15 protein-coding genes and 2 riboswitches are annotated in these 18,364 nt (G+C 39.4%); of the genes, 14 read left to right on the forward strand and 1 reads right to left on the reverse strand.

Annotated elements, in window-relative coordinates; translation table 11 throughout:
• Positions 1 to 9: 9 nt before the first annotated feature.
• The 9 genes from urtC to SAZ04_RS15695 all read left to right on the forward strand — a co-directional run bounded on the left by urtC (position 10) and on the right by SAZ04_RS15695 (position 8,701).
• A complete protein-coding gene (gene urtC, locus SAZ04_RS15655) occupies positions 10 to 1,104 on the forward strand; it encodes an urea ABC transporter permease subunit UrtC (RefSeq protein ID WP_332696877.1) in 1,095 nt (364 codons plus the stop codon).
• Positions 1,046 to 1,846 carry an urea ABC transporter ATP-binding protein UrtD gene (urtD, locus tag SAZ04_RS15660; RefSeq protein WP_332696880.1) on the forward strand — a complete coding sequence of 267 codons (801 nt, stop codon included), beginning with the start codon at positions 1,046 to 1,048 and terminating at the stop codon, positions 1,844 to 1,846. The genes urtC and urtD overlap by 59 nt, the downstream gene beginning before the upstream one ends.
• Complete coding sequence (gene urtE / locus SAZ04_RS15665) at positions 1,830 to 2,522, forward strand: urea ABC transporter ATP-binding subunit UrtE (RefSeq protein WP_332696883.1); 693 nt, start codon at positions 1,830 to 1,832, stop codon at positions 2,520 to 2,522. Before urtD ends, urtE begins: the two co-directional genes overlap by 17 nt.
• 144 nt (positions 2,523 to 2,666) lie before the next feature.
• A complete protein-coding gene (locus tag SAZ04_RS15670; protein WP_332696886.1) occupies positions 2,667 to 2,810 on the forward strand; it encodes a hypothetical protein in 144 nt (47 codons plus the stop codon).
• Between the two features lie 156 nt (positions 2,811 to 2,966).
• Entirely contained in the window at positions 2,967 to 4,610 is a 1,644-nt protein-coding gene (locus tag SAZ04_RS15675) for a sensor histidine kinase (protein ID WP_332696889.1), read from the forward strand.
• 15 nt (positions 4,611 to 4,625) lie between these two features.
• The gene (locus SAZ04_RS15680) at positions 4,626 to 5,324 is read left to right on the forward strand and encodes a response regulator (RefSeq protein ID WP_332696892.1); all 699 of its coding nucleotides are present in this window, start codon (positions 4,626 to 4,628) and stop codon (positions 5,322 to 5,324) included.
• Between the two features lie 215 nt (positions 5,325 to 5,539).
• Positions 5,540 to 6,865, forward strand: a complete 1,326-nt coding sequence (locus SAZ04_RS15685; protein WP_332696894.1) for a CitMHS family transporter — start codon at positions 5,540 to 5,542, stop codon at positions 6,863 to 6,865.
• A 322-nt stretch (positions 6,866 to 7,187) separates the two neighbouring features.
• Entirely contained in the window at positions 7,188 to 7,868 is a 681-nt protein-coding gene (locus SAZ04_RS15690) for a futalosine hydrolase (protein ID WP_332696896.1), read from the forward strand.
• The gene (locus tag SAZ04_RS15695) at positions 7,865 to 8,701 is read left to right on the forward strand and encodes a 1,4-dihydroxy-6-naphtoate synthase (protein ID WP_332696898.1); all 837 of its coding nucleotides are present in this window, start codon (positions 7,865 to 7,867) and stop codon (positions 8,699 to 8,701) included. Before SAZ04_RS15690 ends, SAZ04_RS15695 begins: the two co-directional genes overlap by 4 nt.
• Positions 8,702 to 8,728: 27 nt before the next feature.
• Here SAZ04_RS15695 and SAZ04_RS15700 read toward each other — a convergent pair whose 3' ends face one another.
• Entirely contained in the window at positions 8,729 to 9,919 is a 1,191-nt protein-coding gene (locus SAZ04_RS15700; RefSeq protein WP_332696901.1) for a DHH family phosphoesterase, read from the reverse strand.
• A gap of 226 nt (positions 9,920 to 10,145) precedes the next feature.
• On the opposite strand from SAZ04_RS15700, the gene SAZ04_RS15705 reads away from it, so the two are divergent.
• The 5 genes from SAZ04_RS15705 (at position 10,146) to SAZ04_RS15725 (ending at position 17,835) form a co-directional block, all read left to right on the forward strand.
• A complete protein-coding gene (locus tag SAZ04_RS15705; protein WP_332696905.1) occupies positions 10,146 to 11,093 on the forward strand; it encodes an AAA family ATPase in 948 nt (315 codons plus the stop codon).
• A gap of 7 nt (positions 11,094 to 11,100) precedes the next feature.
• On the forward strand, positions 11,101 to 12,249 hold the full coding sequence (locus SAZ04_RS15710) for a DUF58 domain-containing protein (protein WP_332696907.1): 1,149 nt from the start codon (positions 11,101 to 11,103) through the stop codon (positions 12,247 to 12,249).
• Positions 12,250 to 12,279: 30 nt separating this feature from the next.
• Positions 12,280 to 14,451 (forward strand): transglutaminase TgpA family protein, encoded by a 2,172-nt coding sequence (locus tag SAZ04_RS15715; protein WP_332696910.1) that lies wholly within the window; start codon positions 12,280 to 12,282, stop codon positions 14,449 to 14,451.
• Positions 14,452 to 14,492: 41 nt separating this feature from the next.
• A riboswitch (purine riboswitch) is annotated at positions 14,493 to 14,594 on the forward strand.
• A gap of 111 nt (positions 14,595 to 14,705) precedes the next feature.
• Positions 14,706 to 16,247 carry a glutamine-hydrolyzing GMP synthase gene (gene guaA / locus SAZ04_RS15720; protein ID WP_332696932.1) on the forward strand — a complete coding sequence of 514 codons (1,542 nt, stop codon included), beginning with the start codon at positions 14,706 to 14,708 and terminating at the stop codon, positions 16,245 to 16,247.
• Positions 16,248 to 16,316: 69 nt separating this feature from the next.
• Positions 16,317 to 16,418: riboswitch (purine riboswitch) on the forward strand.
• 115 nt (positions 16,419 to 16,533) lie between these two features.
• A complete protein-coding gene (locus tag SAZ04_RS15725) occupies positions 16,534 to 17,835 on the forward strand; it encodes an NCS2 family permease (protein ID WP_332696913.1) in 1,302 nt (433 codons plus the stop codon).
• Positions 17,836 to 18,364 lie beyond the last annotated feature (529 nt).

The following is an 18,364-nucleotide window of genomic DNA, read 5'->3' on the forward strand; positions in this document are numbered from 1 at the left end:
TTAACGAGCATGCAATCTTTTGGTGCACGATTATTAGAGCGAAAGTGGCTTTTTATTGCTCTGATCTTAATCTTAATTATTATGCCATTTTTCCTCTCTGACTTTAGAACGAATTTACTTGGACGCTATTTAGCATTCGCCATCTTAGTAATAGGTCTCGATCTACTGTGGGGTTATACAGGTGTCCTTAGTCTAGGACATGGCATTTTCTTTGGTCTTGGTGCTTACATTATGGCAATGTACTTGTCGATGGAAAGTATGGCTGGAGCTGTTCCTGATTTTATGATGTGGAATGGAATAACAGAGTTACCTTGGTTTTGGATGGTCTTTTCCAATCCTATCGTTGCTATTTTGGGAGCTATAATGGTGCCTATGATTATAGCTACTATTCTAGCGTTCTTCATCTTTCGAAACAGAATCAGAGATGTGTATTTTACAATTTTAACGCAGGCGTTAGTACTGGTTACAGTGACGTTAATTGTTAGTCAGCAAAATGTAACGGGTGGTACAAATGGAATTACAGGGTTTTCAACTATATTTGGATATTCGCTTTCTTCTCCAGTTACACAACAAATTCTTTATTATATTTCAATTGGTTGTTTAGTCGGTGTTTTTTTCCTTTGTTCATTGCTTGTTAATAGCCGTTTTGGTAAAGCGTTAATCGCAATTCGTGATGGTGAAAATCGTCTACGTTTCTCTGGTTACGATACGTCCATGTTTAAAGTTCTTGTTTTTTCAGTATCCGCTGGAATTGCAGGATTAGCAGGAATGCTGTTTGTCACGCAGGTCGGGATTATCTCTCCAACAATGATGGGAATAATACCGTCAATTGAAATGATACTTTGGGTTGCGATTGGTGGAAGAGGGACTTTGATTGGTCCTGTCATTGGAGCGCTTTTAACCAATAGTGCCAAAACATTTTTCAGTGAAACATATCCAGATTTTTGGTTGTATTTCTTAGGTTTTATTTTTGTAATTATCGTCATTTTCCTACCAGGAGGATTAATGAGTTTAACTCAAAAATTGAAACAAAGAGGTGGAAAACATGAAAAACAAGCAGTTAGTACAGAAGGAAAAGAAACCAACCATTCTGCGGTCGGATAAGATTTCTGTTCGATTTGGGGGATTCTATGCAATTAAGGAGTTTGACTTTTCCATTCCTCACGGGGAATTACACTTTTTAATTGGACCTAATGGAGCAGGAAAAACAACTTTCTTAGATGCGATTTGCGGGAAAACAAAGTATACTGAAGGGACGTTAACATTTAATGGAAGTGTAAATCTTGCGAGGTTAAAAGAATATGAAATTGTTAGAGAAGGAATTGGCAGAAAGTTTCAAGCACCTTCGATTTTTCCTTACTTAACAGTTTTTGATAATTTAGAGCTTGCGATGAAACAAGACAAACGAGTTTTTCCAATGTTGTTTTCAAGAATGAAAGCTGCAGATAAATCAAAAATAGAAGATATGCTTAACTTGATTGGGTTAAAAGAACAACGTAATGTAATTGCAAAAACACTATCTCATGGTCAGAAGCAGTGGCTTGAAATAGGTATGGTTATGATGCAAGAGCCCAATTTGCTTATGCTAGATGAACCAATTGCAGGTATGACAGAAGAAGAAGAAGAGAAAACAGGTGAATTATTACTAGAGCTTAAAAAGCATTGCTCTATTATTGTCGTAGAGCATGATATGGATTTTGTTAGGAAGTTCGCTGAAAAAGTAACGGTTATGCATGGTGGACAACTACTTTGTGATGGAACAATGGAAGAAGTACAAAATAACGAACGAGTAATGGAAGTCTATCTTGGGAAGAAAGGTGACGATTCACATGCTGAAGCTCTCTAAACTAGAAGTAGCTTATGATGGAAGTACTGTAATTCGAGATGTATCTCTTACCGTTGAACCGGGGAAAGTAGTTTGTCTAATGGGCCGTAATGGTGTAGGGAAATCAACAATCATGAAAACGATAATGGGGGTCCTCCAGCCAGTAAATGGATCCATTTCGTATAGTGGAGATGAGGTAACGAAAAAGAACGCCACGTACCGAGCTCGTAAAGGTTTAGGATATGTACCTCAAGGTCGAGAAATATTTCCACAATTGACTATATACGAGAACCTCCTTCTTGGCTTAGAGGCACGTGCCAAAAAAGACGAAATCATTGACGAGAAAATATATGAGTATTTTCCTGTATTAAAAGAAATGAAAGACCGTCGTGGCGGTGATTTAAGTGGTGGTCAACAGCAGCAGCTCGCCATTGCAAGAACGCTTGTTGCAGAACCAAGCTGTTTATTACTAGATGAACCTACAGAAGGGATTCAACCGAATATAGTCGCTGATATTCAAGAAGTGATCAAAGATATAAAACGAAACCAAGTAGATACTTCTATATTACTTGTCGAACAAAGTTTTGATTTTGCGAAGAGTGTCGCTGATTATTTCTATGTTATGGATAAAGGGCGAATTGTCTATGAGGGGGAAACGCTGATACAAGAAGAAGTTAATCAATATTTAAGTGTTTGATGGGTAAGTAATTGCCAATATAGTGATGTAAAAACCACCAGATACCTGGTGGTTTTTATTTTTTACTAATGAAATTACTTTAAAATATGATACCGATTAATAACGAACCTTTCATATTTTTATACTTTAGATATTGAAACAGAGGTGGCAATCCAACAATCGATAGCTGAACTATCAAAAGTATCAAAAGGTCGCACAACACTTGTAATTGCCGAACAAGGAAAGCATGAAGAGCTGATTGAAGCTGAAGGTATTTATAGTAGCTTGAATTATACGCAGTTTGGCTAAATTAAAGCACCAGGATCTCCGGAGCTTTTAGTCAACTATGCGAATTTTGTAAGAGAGTACCGAATAGTTGATATATGCTCATATTAGCAAATATATGAACGATGCCCTACTCTGTGCTAAAGTAAAAGTGGTCGTATACATAAAGGGGTTTATACCATGATTTCGATTCGAAAAGGTGACATAAAAAAACATCTTATTAAACCATCGATAAAACTTAACTTAACAGTAAAGATGACTTTGCTAATTGGGTTATTAATTATTGGTATGTTTACAATTATGGGTGCTTTTCTCCATTTCTTTTTTTCAGAGACATTAGAAACTCAGTTAGGCGAGAGGGCGCTAAGTGTGGCTGAAAGTGTTGCTCATGTTCCGGAATTAAAAGAGGCCTTTGCACAGGAAGATCCAGCATCGGTAATTCAGCCACTTGTTACACCTATTAAAGAAGCGACTGGTGCTGAATTCATTGTTGTAGGGAATACAAACGAAATTCGTTACGCTCATCCATTTCCTGACCAGATAGGAAAGAAAATGGTTGGTGAAGATAATGATCGTGCTTTGGTTCATGGTGAATCTTACGTGTCAAAAGCAATCGGTTCACTTGGACAATCTATTCGTGGAAAGGCACCAGTTAGATCGTCTGAAGGAGAGATTGTTGGTGTCGTATCAGTCGGCTTTTTAATGGATGATGTCCAAAGCATTATAAAGAATTATAGTAAAGAACTTTGGTATGTGTTGATATCAATCGTAGTGATTGGAATTGTAGGGGCTATTTTTATTGCTCATTATATAAAGAATGTTCTTTTCGGGCTTGAACCTGAGGAAATTTCACACTTGCTCTTGCAAAAAGAAACAATTTTACAGTCCACTCATGAAGGAATTATTGCGGTAAATAACAAAGGTGTCATTACGTTGATCAATGTTGCAGCACAGCACTTGCTTTCTAAGGAAGGTACAGAAACAGATCAATTTATTGGTAAGCACATTTTAGATGTGCTACCAAATTCCAGATTGCATGAAGTCCTTGAACATGGAGAGAGTCAATATAATAAGGAGATGCTACTTGGCAATCACATTGTCCTTGTGAATCGTGTTCCGATTTATTATGATGATACGTTAATTGGAGCGGTTTCAACATTCCGAAATAAAACAGAAATTGAGAAATTAACAAAGGAACTGACTCGAGCTAAGCAGTATGCCGAAGCACTGAGAGCACAAACACATGAATTCTCAAATAAAATGTATACGATTTTAGGATTAATCCAATTGGATAAGAAGGACGAAGCGGTTGATTTTATTCGGAGAGAAAGCAATATTCAGCAAAAATGGATCCGCTTCTTAGTAGAAAAAGTCCCTGACCCAATGGTTAATGCAATTCTGTTAGGGAAGCTGAACCAAGCGAACGAACAAAGAGTTAAGATGTCTATTCATCCAGATAGCAAACTGACGTATCGTTTATCTGATAGAAAGCGTGATGCTCTAGTTACAGTTTTAGGGAATTTAATTCAAAATGCCATTGATGCAGTGAAAGAAATGGCGAATGATGAACGCAAAGTGTCAATATTTTTTACCGATATTGGAGAAGATCTGGTGTTTGAAATTGAAGATTCAGGTACAGGTGTCCCTGACGAAATTGTGGCAAACATATTTCATCAAGGTTTTTCGACGAAAGAAGGTTCACATCGTGGGATTGGATTAGCCTTAACAAAACAAGTTCTAACAGAAATAGAAGGAAGTATTTTCTTAGAAGAAGGCGAGTTAGGTGGTGCTTGTTTCGTTGTAACAATACCGAAAAAAATGTGAAGAGGGGGGAGCTAAATGAGTGAAGTGTTTCAAGTGTTAATTGTAGAAGATGATTTTCGGGTCGCCGACATCACGAAACAATTTGTTGAGAAAATTGATGGTTTTGCAGTCGTTGGGGTTGTGAAAACAGGGGAGGAAACAAAGCAATTTTTCAAAAGTGGAAATCTACTTCCGCATCTAATTCTACTCGATGTTTACATACCTGATGTTGATGGTTTGGAGCTATTTTGGAAACTTCGTAAGGACTACTATCAGATTGATCTAATCATGATGACAGCTGCAAAAGAAGTTTCGACCATCGAAGAGACGTTACAAGGAGGCATCTTTGATTACATTGTCAAACCGGTAGAATTTTCTAGGTTTCAACAAACGTTAGAAAGGTATCGGCATCAAAAAAGTATGCTCGCTTCTAGAGATGAGATGGAACAAGAAGAAATTGACCGGCTTACGGGAACTAAAACTTTGGAGGGAGATGAGGGGTCTACTGGTGACTTACCGAAAGGGATAGATCGGATAACGCTGGATAAAATTAAACAGATTATGAAGGAGAACAGAGATAATGGGTTAACGGCAGTACAAGTTGGGAAAGAAATTGGGGCGAGTCGTTCGACAGCTAGGCGTTATTTAGAGTATATGGTTTCAGTGAAGGAAGTGAAGGCGGAACAAAAGTATGGCGATGTTGGTCGTCCTGAACGTCGGTACTCTCTGTCGTGAACAATATGAACAAAACATACTTAATGATCAATATTTAGTTTATGTTCATAAACTTCATCCCTCTATTCAAACGTGATAAATTTCTATGTATAGAAAAGTTTGAATAGAGAGATTATTCACCTAGAAATGAAGGCGGTTTATAATTATATTTGTATCCGCTTTCATTAATCCCTCTTTTCAAATAAACGTTTAATTAAGGGAAAGGGGAGAAGGGTATGCTTAGCATCATTGGATTTGCTACGATACTTATCATAGTTTTATTGCTTCTAAGTGGGAGGATTACACCAATCATAGGCTTAGTGCTTGTTCCGGTCATAGGTGCACTACTAGCAGGATTCGGATTTGCGGAGATTGGCGTCTTGTTTGGTGAAGGAATTGACAGAGTCATGAGTGTAGTCATTATGTTCATATTCGCAATTCTCTTCTTCGGAGTTATGCAGGATGCCGGGTTGTTTGACCCAATCATTAATAAAATGATTGCCCTTTCTAGAGGAGATGTGATCGCAATCACGGTTGGAACGGTGATTATTGCAGCGATTGCGCACCTAGATGGATCAGGAGCTTCCACGTTTCTTATTACGATTCCAGCACTTCTGCCTTTATACAAGCGATTAAAGATGAGTCCTTATTTGCTTCTCTTATTAGTCGGTTTAAGTGCAAGTATTATTAATATGGTTCCGTGGGGCGGGCCAATTGGGCGAACAGCTGCTGTAATTGGAGCTGATCCAACAGAATTGTGGAGACCTCTTATCCCATTACAAATCATTGCTATGGTTTTATTAATTGGATTGGCCGTTGTTTTAGGACTAAGAGAAAAACGCCGCATTTCGAAGCTTTCAGAAGCCGATCAGACGCAGCTAGAAGTTGCTGCTACTCTTGAAGTGACAGAAGAGAATACTAAATATGAAAAAGATGAATCTTTAGCTCGTCCCAAACTACTTTGGGTGAACCTATTGCTAACATTAAGTGTGATCACGATGTTAGTATGGGGCATCATCCCTGCTGGTTTTGTCTTTATGATTAGTTTAAGTATGGCTTTAGTTATTAATTATCCAAAAGTCAACGATCAAATGGAGAGAATCAAGGCTCATGCTCCTAACGCGCTCTTAATGGCAGCGATTATTTTAGCTGCAGGGTCTTTTCTAGGAATATTAGATGGAACAGGGATGCTGCAATCATTAGCTACAGATCTTGTTACGTTTTTACCTGCGTTTGTTGTCCCGTATTTGCATCTGGTTATTGGTTTTCTAGGCGTACCGTTTGAACTTGTTTTAAGTACTGATGCTTATTATTTTGCATTACTACCTGTTGTAGAGCAAATTGTTAGTGGATATGGAGTGGAAGCTGCGTCTGCTGCTTATGCAATGGTGATTGGGAATATTATTGGAACATTTATTAGTCCGTTTTCACCAGCGCTTTGGTTAGCGCTTGGCTTAGCTGGCCTTGAGATGGGAAAACACATTCGCTATTCGTTTTTCTGGGTATGGGGATTTAGCGTGGTTCTTATTGTTTGTGCGATGTTAATCGGGGTTATTGCTTAACAGATAGATAGAAGGAGGGAGAGGGGGAGCTGCTTATAGCTTCCCTTCCTTCTCATTAAAGAAAAATAATTTATAACACAAAATTATTGCTAAATGAAGGTGCTGGTATGCCTTTATAGATAGTTTTTATTTTACATAAATGTTCAGACCCTGGGTAACGCTCTAATTCACTTTTAGTCATTCAGATTTTAGCAGTTGTAATATACAATTCATCTCGTCTGTTCTGCAATGCTGGATGTCAAACCTAGCCAAGGACACAAGAATTAGATTACACTAAATCAAGTAAGAACATTTGATAATCAATACAGGAGTGTTGACACTAATGACATACGATCAAAAAAATTACTTTAATAAGTCAAAGATTCGGGTGCTAATCGTGACGTCTGTGCCTGCTGAAAAAGAGGCAGTTTTGCGTGGTCTTGGTGAGGCAACTTACTTTGACGTCCTTGTAGCAGGAGTAGGACAGGTAGCAGCTGCTGTATCTACCGCGAAAGCACTTGCTATAACTTCGTATGATTTAGTTATAAATGCGGGGATTGCGGGTGGATTTGTTGGGAAGACAGAAGTTGGATCACTCGTAGTATCGAGTGAGGTGATCGCTGCTGATTTAGGAGCGGAGTCACAAGAAGGCTTTCTTAGCTTAGAAGAGTTGAACTTAGGTTCATCAAGTGTTCAGGTTGATGACAACTTAGTTACTCAAATAGTTAATGAAGGAAAGAAAGCAGGTCTATCGGTTCATGTAGGAGCTACGTTAACTCTTTCCACGGTAACAGGAACAGCGCAAACAGCAGCTGAGTTACAAGCACGTTTTCCTCACGCGGTCTCAGAAGGAATGGAAGGGTTTGGAGTAGCTGAAGCAGCGAAACAACAGGGGATTCCTGTTGTAGAGGTACGATCAATCTCAAATGAAGTTGGCCCGCGTGATCGCGAGTCTTGGCGAATCAAAGAGGCACTGGCAACATTAGAGCGTGCAAGTGCAATATTACCGGAGGTGTTCAAATGAAAATAGCTTTTTCTCCATGTCCAAATGATACGTTTGTTTTTCATGCTTGGGTACATGGATTGATTCCTGGTGCTCCTAAACTTGATGTAACGTATGCCGATATCGACAAGACCAATCATTGGGCGGCTAGTGGCAACGGACCAGAAATCCAAAAAATCTCTTACGCTGCTTTGCCATGGGTGTTACCTGACTATGCGTTAATTCCGTGTGGAGGAGCGCTTGGAAGAGGGTGCGGACCACTTGTCTTAACGAAGGAGAGGACGAATGCCCCTTCTTTCATAACAGGAAAGAAAGTAGCAGTACCTAGTGAGCGCTCAACAGCTTATTTGCTCTTTCGGTTATGGGAAGCGCAAAACGTACCAGGTGGTGTAGGTGAAATTGTGGTGATTCCATTTCATGAAATTATGCCAGCAGTTCATAAAGGAGAAATTGATGCTGGTCTAGTTATTCATGAAGCTCGGTTTACATATCAGTCATACGGTCTAAATATGATGACAGATCTTGGAGATTGGTGGGAATCCGATACAGGTTTACCGATACCATTAGGTGCTATCATTGCCCATCGGTCGCTCGATATTAAAGCAATTACGAATTGGACGAGAGCCTCAGTAGAGTACGCGTGGGCAAATCCAAAAGTGTCCCGCGACTATATTATGCAGCATGCTCAGGAACTATCACTTGAAGTAGCGCAGTCTCATATCAATTTGTATGTAAACGAATTTACAGAAAACTTAGGTGATGATGGAGTTGCGGCGGTAAGTGCTTTGCTTAAAAGAGCTGCGAAAGAAGGGTTAGTGCCAGAATTTGATGAAGCAATGCTCAGAATAGAATGAAGACGCACAGGATGTTCCAGTGCGTCTTCATTCTTTTGAAGGCTTAGAGTGGATAGTTTGTTCAGCTGAAAAACGTAAATATTCATCATCTCGTACAAGCCAAGCAGAGTAGTTCCGTTTTATGTGCCGTTCGGCTTCTTCAAAAGTAGAAAAGACCTTTTGATCTGAATCGTTTTGTTCTAGTATCCAATTATCGTCACTAGAGCGAAAGATAAAAAAATGATTTTCTTTGATATCAGCATACAATGAACCGGTTTGATTTCCTTTTAAGTTGTGTTGATTTTTAAAGGCATCTACTCGGAGAGATTCGATGGTGAATGGTTTTTCGATATAAAGCTTATAAGCTTGTTCATTCATAGAGCAGCCGGCTGCTTTAGCATGGCCTCCACCTCCGAACTGATTGGCAACTGCAGATACATCGATTGTCTCATGGATGGTTCTAAAGCTTATTTTTTTACCACCCACGTTTAAGATCGAAATATAATCAAGGTGCGGGCTATCTTTGCCGAGTTCGTTTCCGAGCTCTGAATGGTAGGATTCAGCATGGACAATCCCGACGCAGTAGTCGTCGATAAACGTTTGCACAAGCTCTTTTCGTTTTCTCCGTATATATCGCTCAATTTTTGTTTCTTCCATATCTAAAATCTTTATTTCAAATTCATCAAATGAGAAAGAATCACTTTCCTGTAGACGCTTTACCATTCTTTCTTCAAATTCATCAATGGAAATCATAAAAAAGAGATCGTTTAATCGCTTTGCATCGAGTGTTTCATTTTTCTCCCATTCCCAAGTGTCCCACTGGCGGATAAGGTCAACAAATTGGTCGACTGAACTTGATCGTTTAAGGTAGTTCTGTTTCACTAAATATTCGTAGTAGAGAGAGGTCGCTGCGGCTAAACGACCATCGTTATATTCGACGGTCACTTCGGCCCAGTCGTACTCATTGAAATGAAGAGCCGTTTTATGATGATCAAGAAGAGCAATTTTCCCTCCCTTTTCTTTGTGTTTTTCTAACCGTTGCTCATTTTCTTTGTTCACAGAAAGGTCCGTAATAAACAAAACATCGTCAAGACGGTCTCCTTCTAAAAAACGTTCTATTTGAAAATCCAACCCTTGCACAGAGTTATACCTTATATAGGCATCATTCCCGAAAGCTAACCGAGCAAGAATGCCACATCCAACACCATCTAAGTCATTATGAGAATATAATCGATACATGGAACTCCTCCTATCTCGTGTAGTATACCTCTTTGAAGAGTGTAATATCGTGAGAATATATTAAAAAACGTGTCAACATATTTTTATGTTTAACTAGTATAGATAGAATTTTGAAGGGATGGTCACGTGATGATTCTCAAAAAATTGGTAATGCAATTGTAACGTCTTTTAGTAGACGAAATGGTATGATGGATATTAGTCGTTTATTTAGATTGGAGGCAGTTGCATGGTAGCAGTGGTGGATCGTGTAGAGAAAGTAATCAACTCAATCGAACGTGTCGTTGTAGGGAAGAGAAAAGAGGTTGAATTAAGCCTTGTTGCACTCTTTGCTGGAGGACATATTCTACTTGAAGACGTACCGGGTGTTGGAAAGACGATGATGGTCAAAGTCATTGCACGTACACTTGGAGCGGAGTTTAAACGAATTCAATTTACACCTGATCTCTTACCGTCAGATGTGACGGGGGTATCTATATATAATCAACATACACAGCAATTTGAGTTTCGTAAAGGACCTATTATGGCGAATATCGTACTTGCTGATGAAATAAATCGTACATCACCAAAGACACAATCTGCTCTGTTAGAGTCATTAGAAGAAGGTAGTGTAACCGTAGATGGAGAGACGATGCAGCTTGAGAAGCCATTTTTTGTGATGGCCACACAGAACCCAATTGAATATGCGGGGACGTTTCCTTTACCAGAAGCGCAGCTCGATCGTTTTCTTCTTAAATTGAATGTCGGGTACCCAACTGCTATAGAGGAGCTTGATATCTTAAATCGACTTCAACATAAGTCTCTTCTTGAAGAAATAGAAGCAGTTATGACAACGGAGGAAGTAATCGCTATACAGACGGAAGTTATGAACGTGTTAGTAAGTGACGATGTGAAAAAGTACATGATCGATCTTGTACATGAGACGCGGAAACATCGTTCTGTGGAACTTGGTGTAAGTCCACGCGGAACGATTGCCTTAATGAAAACATCTCAGGCCTATGCGCTCTTACAAGGAAGAGAGTATGTCCTTCCTGATGATGTGAAATACTTAGCGCGATATGTTTTAGCGCACCGGATCATGTTAACCGCTGAGACAAAGATGACGAATCGAACACCTGAGGAAGTGATTTATTCTATCCTTGAACATGTTCGAGTTCCGATTACTAAAAGAGGTTGACGCGCTCGTGAACATAACTGGTAAATTCCGTTCGTTTTTTAAATATATGTTGCTACTTGTTTTTGTAGCAGCAACCTTTTCTTATGCCATGTTTCAAGGAGGATTTGTTAGCTGGTTTCTTTTTTACAGTGTCTTAACCGTGATCATTTGTACGATTTTGGTCGCAATTTATCCTTTTTCAATTAGAAAAGTGGAACGGAAGCTAAGTAAAGAAATCCTTCAAGCTGGTGACGAAGTAGATGTGACGGTGACGATTCATAAGAGAGCATTGCAACCGTTTTTCTTTGTTCGGATTCAAGATATGGTTCCTACTAAATTGGGGACTTACCATGAAGCAGGTTCGCTTTTCTTCTTTTCTTTTCAAAAGCGACTTGTTTTTTCCTATTCTGTGACTGATGTTAAGAGAGGGGCCTATGCATTTGATCAATTATCCCTTGTCTTTGGCGATCTTTTTGGCTTATTTGAAAAGGCGACATCGTTTCCGTGCGAAACGACTGTACTCGTTTATCCTCACTTTCACAATATAAATGAGATGTCTGCTGATGGAAGTCCTAAACAATTAGAAGGTCAAAGGGTTAGGCGATCTTTTGAAGAAGGTCGCTCAGTTGCAGGAGTCCGTCAATATGTACCTGGTGATAGACTCACCTCAATCGACTGGAAGCAATCTGCTAGGTCAGCCAATCTGATGACAAAAGAATTTGAATCGTATCAAGGTGAAGGAGTACTAGTAGCGTTTGATCCCTTTTCCTTGCTAGTAGAAGAATCCTATTTTGAACATTCTTTAGAGCTTGCTGCTTCTTTGCTCGTGATGTTTGCAAAAAAGCAAGCCTCACCAGTGCTTGCAGTGCGCTTTTATGATTGGATGTCTTTGGAAGTTACTCAACGACAGGTCTCATCAGGCCTTAAATTATTGGCGAGAGTTACCCCGAATCCAAAGGCCTCTCCTATTGTTCATAAAATGTATCAAGAGTGGCGCGGAATGTATATTTATTATGTTTGTACAGTATTAAATCAGCCATTACTTAAGATTAGTCAAATGCTCTTAAAACAAGGTGCCAATGTTACGATCTGTGTCGTTGCTGTTTCCCAAAACGATCGCAATATTGTAAAAGAATTAGAAAAGCTAGGCATTACGGTCTTTATTGAAAATGAATGAAATAGAAAGGGGGATGGTTGAGTCGTGCGAATGGAAAAGCAAATAGGACACGGGAGAGATTTTCTCCTTTATGGACTTAGCTTCTTACTACTAATGGAATGGCTCTTACCACTCCCGCATGTTACGGATACTGGTTACATTCATGTGTTTGTTCTAATAACAGCTGTGTTTTTCTTTATTACTTTTTTACAATTACCTGTCGTACTATCTATGGGAATCAAGTCATTGGTTATTTGCTATGGTCTTTATTTGGTGTTCTTTGAAGGTCGATTTTTCTCACTAGAATGGTTGTTCATGCTTTACCTAGATATAAGAGAAAACATAGGATTGATGATTAATGGTGGTTGGTATGCGCTAACAGATACGTTTAGGAGTTTCTTATTTTTTATATTGTTAGCTATTATGAGCTATCTATTATTCTATTGGACGGTGCATGCGCGTAGAATCCTCTTTTTTCTTATTTTCACTATTATTTATGTAACTGTTATTGATACGTTTACGATATACGATGCAACGTTTGCAATTATTCGAACGTTTGCCATAGGCTTTCTTTTACTTGGTTTGGTTACAGTGTATCGAATGATTGAGCAACAACCTGTGTACCGAGCACCAAAGTATTTGCCTGTTCGCGTTGCTACTCTTCTTGTAATGATGATTGGAGTGGGGAGTTTATTTGGGCTTATATCACCTAAATTCGATCCGCAATGGCAAGATCCAGTACCGTTTGCTCGTGCAGCAGTTGGATTAAATGGAGGTGGTTCAGGGGAAGGAGTGCAACGGATTGGATATGGAGATAATGACGAGCGGTTAGGTGGCGGATTTATTGATGATAATACGCCTGTTTTTTACGCGGCATCCACACACGAACATTATTGGCGTGGTGAAACAAAGAACTTTTATACAGGGAGCGGCTGGGATACAACAACCCCAACAGAAAGAAAAGAGTTCTTGTATGCAGATCAGGGAGCTGGTGTAGCTGAATTTGAAAGTTTAGAAGCAGAAATTGCTTTTGTTGAAGATTCTTCTGCGCTAATTGATCACCTTCTTTATCCAGGAGAACTTTTACTGACCAATCAAATTATGAATGTAGACTTATTTCAAGATGCATATACGGCAAAGGCTAGTACGTACCAGGGGTCAGATCCAATGAAACTTAAAAACTATCAATATACGTATTTATTTCCTAGCTTTCAAGTTGAAGGTCTTCGTGCATCAAATGAACAAGATCCACAATATATTCACGAGTTTTATACTCAATTGCCGGAAGATCTTCCTGAGCGAGTGAGGGAGTTAGCTGCTGAGATTACAAGTGGTGAAGAAAATCGCTATGATCGTGCAAAAGCAGTCGAGTCCTATTTTAGTCGTTCAAATTTTCAATATGAGACACAAGATGTACCGATACCTAGTGAGGGGCAAGACTATGTCGATCAATTTTTATTTGAAACTAGGCGAGGCTACTGCGATAATTTTTCCACTTCCATGATCGTTTTGCTAAGGGCGGTAGACATTCCTGCTAGATGGGCAAAAGGTTTTACTCAAGGTGAGGTAGTTGAGGCGCTTGATGAATCAAGAGATGTATATAAAGTGACAAACGGGAATGCTCACTCTTGGGTCGAAGTCTATTTTCCAGAAGTGGGCTGGGTTCCTTTTGAACCAACACGTGGATTCGACCATACGTATGAATTTGTTGAGTCTGAAGTTGAAGTAGAGAATCTGGACGAAGAAACTGAATTAGAGGAAGAAGAAGCGGGACCTGAAGTTGAAGATGTGTTTGCTGATTTAGAGGAGAAAGAAGATGATGAGTCGTTTTCTGGTATGGCGTCAAATAACTGGGCTTTTCCTGGTGGACCATGGATTTTAGCGGGACTGCTGATTGCCGCGTTACTGTTTGCTCTTATGAAAAACAAACGAATTGTTCATTATCACACATTACGAACATTTAGTCGTAGAGAAGATGAAGAAGCATTTCTGCTGGCGTACGGCCGACTGCTGTGGCTGCTCAAGTATGTTGGTTTTGAACGTAAAAGTGGTGAAACGCTCAGGGAATATGCCGCGAGGATTGATAAGGAATTTGATGCACCAGAAATGATAAGTTTAACAATTGCATACGAACGGATCACATATGGAGGTCAGTCCATTGGAACTAGTTGGACGGAGCAAAAGTCAAATTGGGTTGCGCTTGTTCAAAAAATCGATTCTTGACCGGGTTATAGCGCACTGATAAAATGAATCAGTATTTAAAAAGTGTATAAAGAAATAACCTTCGTATATCCTTAGGAATATGGCCTAAGAGTTTCTAGCGGATTACCGTAAACAATCTGACTATGAAGGCAGAGTGATGGAATAACTGGAATTCTGCCTTCTTTGTCGCATGTTTTGATGGGACAAGTAGGTGAGTTCTAGTTTTTTTATTACGTGAGGATGTACGAATGAAATCATACAAAGGGTGGGAAAGCATGACTGAATTAAACCAAGAAATGATTGTAGTACTTGATTTTGGTGGACAATACAACCAATTAATTGCAAGACGTATTCGTGACTTAGGAGTGTATAGTGAGTTGCACTCTAATAAGTTAACAGCAGAAGAAATCAAGGCGATGAACCCTACGGGCATTATTTTTTCTGGTGGTCCAAATAGTGCCTATGTAGAAGGAGCGCCAAAGTGCGACCCGGCTATCTTTGATCTTGGAATTCCGGTCTTAGGAATTTGTTACGGGATGCAGTTAATGACACAACATTTTGGTGGGAAAGTTGATGCTACGGATCATAGGGAATATGGAAAGGCAACGATCAAGGTTGAAAACCAATCAAAAATCTTTAAAGGCTTACCGATTGAACAATCTACTTGGATGAGTCATGGTGACTTAATCGTTGCACCGCCAGAGGGATTTGTTGTCGATGCTTATAATCCTTCTACTCCTGTAGCGGCAATGAGTAATGAGGCGCGCAATTTCTATGGTGTTCAATTCCACCCTGAAGTTCGCCATTCAGAATTCGGGAATGAAATGCTAAAAAACTTTGCTTTTGAAGTTTGTGGTTGTAAAGGTGATTGGTCAATGGAGAACTTCGTAGAAGTCGAAATTGAGAAAATCCGAGAGCAAGTAGGGGATAAACAAGTTCTTTGTGCATTAAGTGGTGGCGTTGATTCATCTGTTGTAGCGGTGTTAATCCACAAAGCGATTGGTGACCAATTAACATGTATGTTTATTGACCATGGACTGCTTCGTAAGGGCGAGGCGGAAAGCGTTATGAAGACGTTTAGCGAAGGTTTTAACATGAAGGTCATTAAAATCGATGCGCAGGACCGTTTCCTTGGCAAGTTGCAAGGTGTTTCTGATCCTGAACAAAAACGTAAGATAATCGGAAATGAGTTTATTTACGTATTTGATGAAGAAGCTGGAAATTTAAAGGATATGGATTTCCTTGCACAAGGAACCCTTTATACAGATATTATTGAAAGTGGTACGGATACAGCTCAAACGATTAAATCGCACCATAATGTTGGTGGTCTTCCTGAGGATATGCGCTTTGAATTAATTGAGCCGCTAAATACGTTATTTAAAGATGAAGTTCGTAAACTCGGAACAGAACTTGGCATTGCAGATGAAATTGTGTGGCGTCAACCTTTCCCTGGTCCAGGTCTTGGGATTCGTGTACTTGGAGAGATTACAGATGAAAAAATCGAAATTGTTCGTGAATCAGATGCGATTCTTCGCGAAGAAATAAAAAAGGCTGGTCTTGATCGTGAAATTTGGCAATACTTCACTGCGCTTCCAAATATGAGAAGTGTAGGGGTTATGGGAGATGCTCGTACGTATGATTATACGGTAGGGATCCGTGCAGTTACGTCAATTGACGGAATGACTTCGGATTGGGCTCGGATTCCTTGGGATGTTCTTGAGATCATTTCGACGAGAATTGTCAATGAAGTCAAGCATGTAAACCGTGTCGTGTATGATGTAACATCGAAACCACCAGCGACGATTGAGTGGGAATAATAAAAGCGAGTAATTGAGTGATTAAATTCAAAAACGTTCGGATTTTTATTGGCGAAGAGTAGGTTGATTGTTACAGTTTCTTTTGTGAATCGTATAATTGCGGGGATATGGCCTGCAAGTCTCTACCAAGCTTCCGTAAATAGCTTGACTACGAAAAATCAACCAGCTCCTTTGTTTATAGGATCGGTCCGTACGATTTTTTGTGAGTTAAGCTTCCAAGTGTGATGTATTGGAAGTCTTTTTTTGTTTATATTACGAGTAAGTCGAAAAATTTGGGGGAAAGATCATGGATCGATATTTTGGTATTAAAGAGTATGGAACGAGTTATAGAAGGGAATCTGTAGCTGGGTTGACAACATTCTTATCGATGGCTTACATCTTGTTTGTGAATCCGATGATTTTAGCGGATGCAGGAATGGACATGGGTGCTGTTTTTACAGCAACCGCTCTAGCTGCTGCGATCGGAACGTTGATTATGGGACTGTTAGCTAATTACCCAATTGCGTTAGCGCCGGGAATGGGATTAAATGCTTTCTTTGCTTATTCTGTTGTCCTTGGAATGGGAATTGATTGGCAAGTCGCCTTATTTGGGGTATTTATTTCAGGTATTATCTTTATTCTTATCACGGTTTTCAAAATTCGTGAAGTCATTATAAATGCGATTCCTGCAGAGTTAAAATATGCAGCGGCCGCTGGTATTGGTTTGTTCATTGCGTTTATCGGTTTAAAAGGGGCGGGCATTGTTGTTCCTTATGAAGCAACTGCGGTAACGCTTGGTGATATGCTTTCAGGTCCTACACTTCTTGCTGTGTTTGGGATTGTCGCAACTGTTATTTTTATGGTGCGTGGGATTAAAGGCGGAATCTTCTATGGTATGGTTCTAACGGCAGTAGCAGGGGTAGTAACGGGTGTAATTGATCCCCCAACTGCATTTGTAGGATCAATTCCAAGTTTGGCTCCGACGTTTGGTCAGGCATTTGCACTTGATTGGTCTACGGTATTTACATGGCAGTTACTTGTAGTTATTTTAACTTTCTTATTCGTTGATTTCTTTGATACAGCAGGAACGCTTTACGCTGTTGCGAATCAAGCGGGTTTTGTAAAAGATAATAAGCTTCCTCGTGCTGGTAAAGCGTTACTTGCCGATTCTAGTGCAACATCAATTGGTGCAATACTCGGAACGTCAACAACAACGGCTTACATTGAGTCGGCTTCTGGTGTGGCGGCAGGAGGACGAACAGGATTTACATCTGTTGTAACAGCTTTCTTCTTCTTACTTGCATTGTTTTTCTCGCCTTTGTTGGCAGTGGTGACAGCACAAGTAACGGCACCAGCGTTGATTATTGTTGGGATATTGATGGCTTCTTCACTAGGGTTGATTGACTGGAAGAGGTTCGAGATAGCTGTTCCAGCTTTCATGACGATTATTGCCATGCCGTTAACATATAGTATTGCAACTGGAATTGCGATGGGCTTTATTTTATATCCAGTAACGATGTTAGCGAAAGGTAAAGGCAAAGAGGTTCATCCAATTATGTACGTTCTATTCTTTGTTTTCCTTGCTTACTTTGTTTTCTTGTCTGAATAAGGTAAAAAACAAAAGAGGGTGACTCAAAACCAAAGAGTCTGACCCCTAGGGTACAGTATGTAATGTTGTGCAATGCTCAACTTCTATACATAGTACTACCTAGTCGGGGACAGACTCTTTTGAGACACCCTCTTTTTATTAACTATCTGCTAAGATAAAATGAGATAAGTGATAAGTTAATAGTAAAAATGCTGACATTTTACTCAGGTAGGAGTGAACTATTAAGTCGCGTTTTAAATAATTTAGTATTTGTTTGAAAAAGTTATTGACGGTGAAGATTTCTAATGGTAAAGTTAATCTCGTTGCTTAAGAGTGATTAATTGATTGCGAAAAAAGTTATGAAAAGTTATTGACTTTTGTTACTTCGATTGTTATGATATTAAAGTCGCCAACAAGCGATGACGTAGTTCTTTGAAAACTGAACAAAAGCCAAGCGAAATAGAGATGCATGTTATCTCGTCAACTTTTAGTAATTTAGTAAAATTACATTTGTTATATCGCTAGCGTGATATAACTTGAGCTATGTTGT

It is taken from the genome of Halalkalibacter lacteus (assembly GCF_036663595.1).
Classification (GTDB): Bacteria; Bacillota; Bacilli; order Bacillales; family Bacillaceae_D; genus Halalkalibacter; species Halalkalibacter lacteus.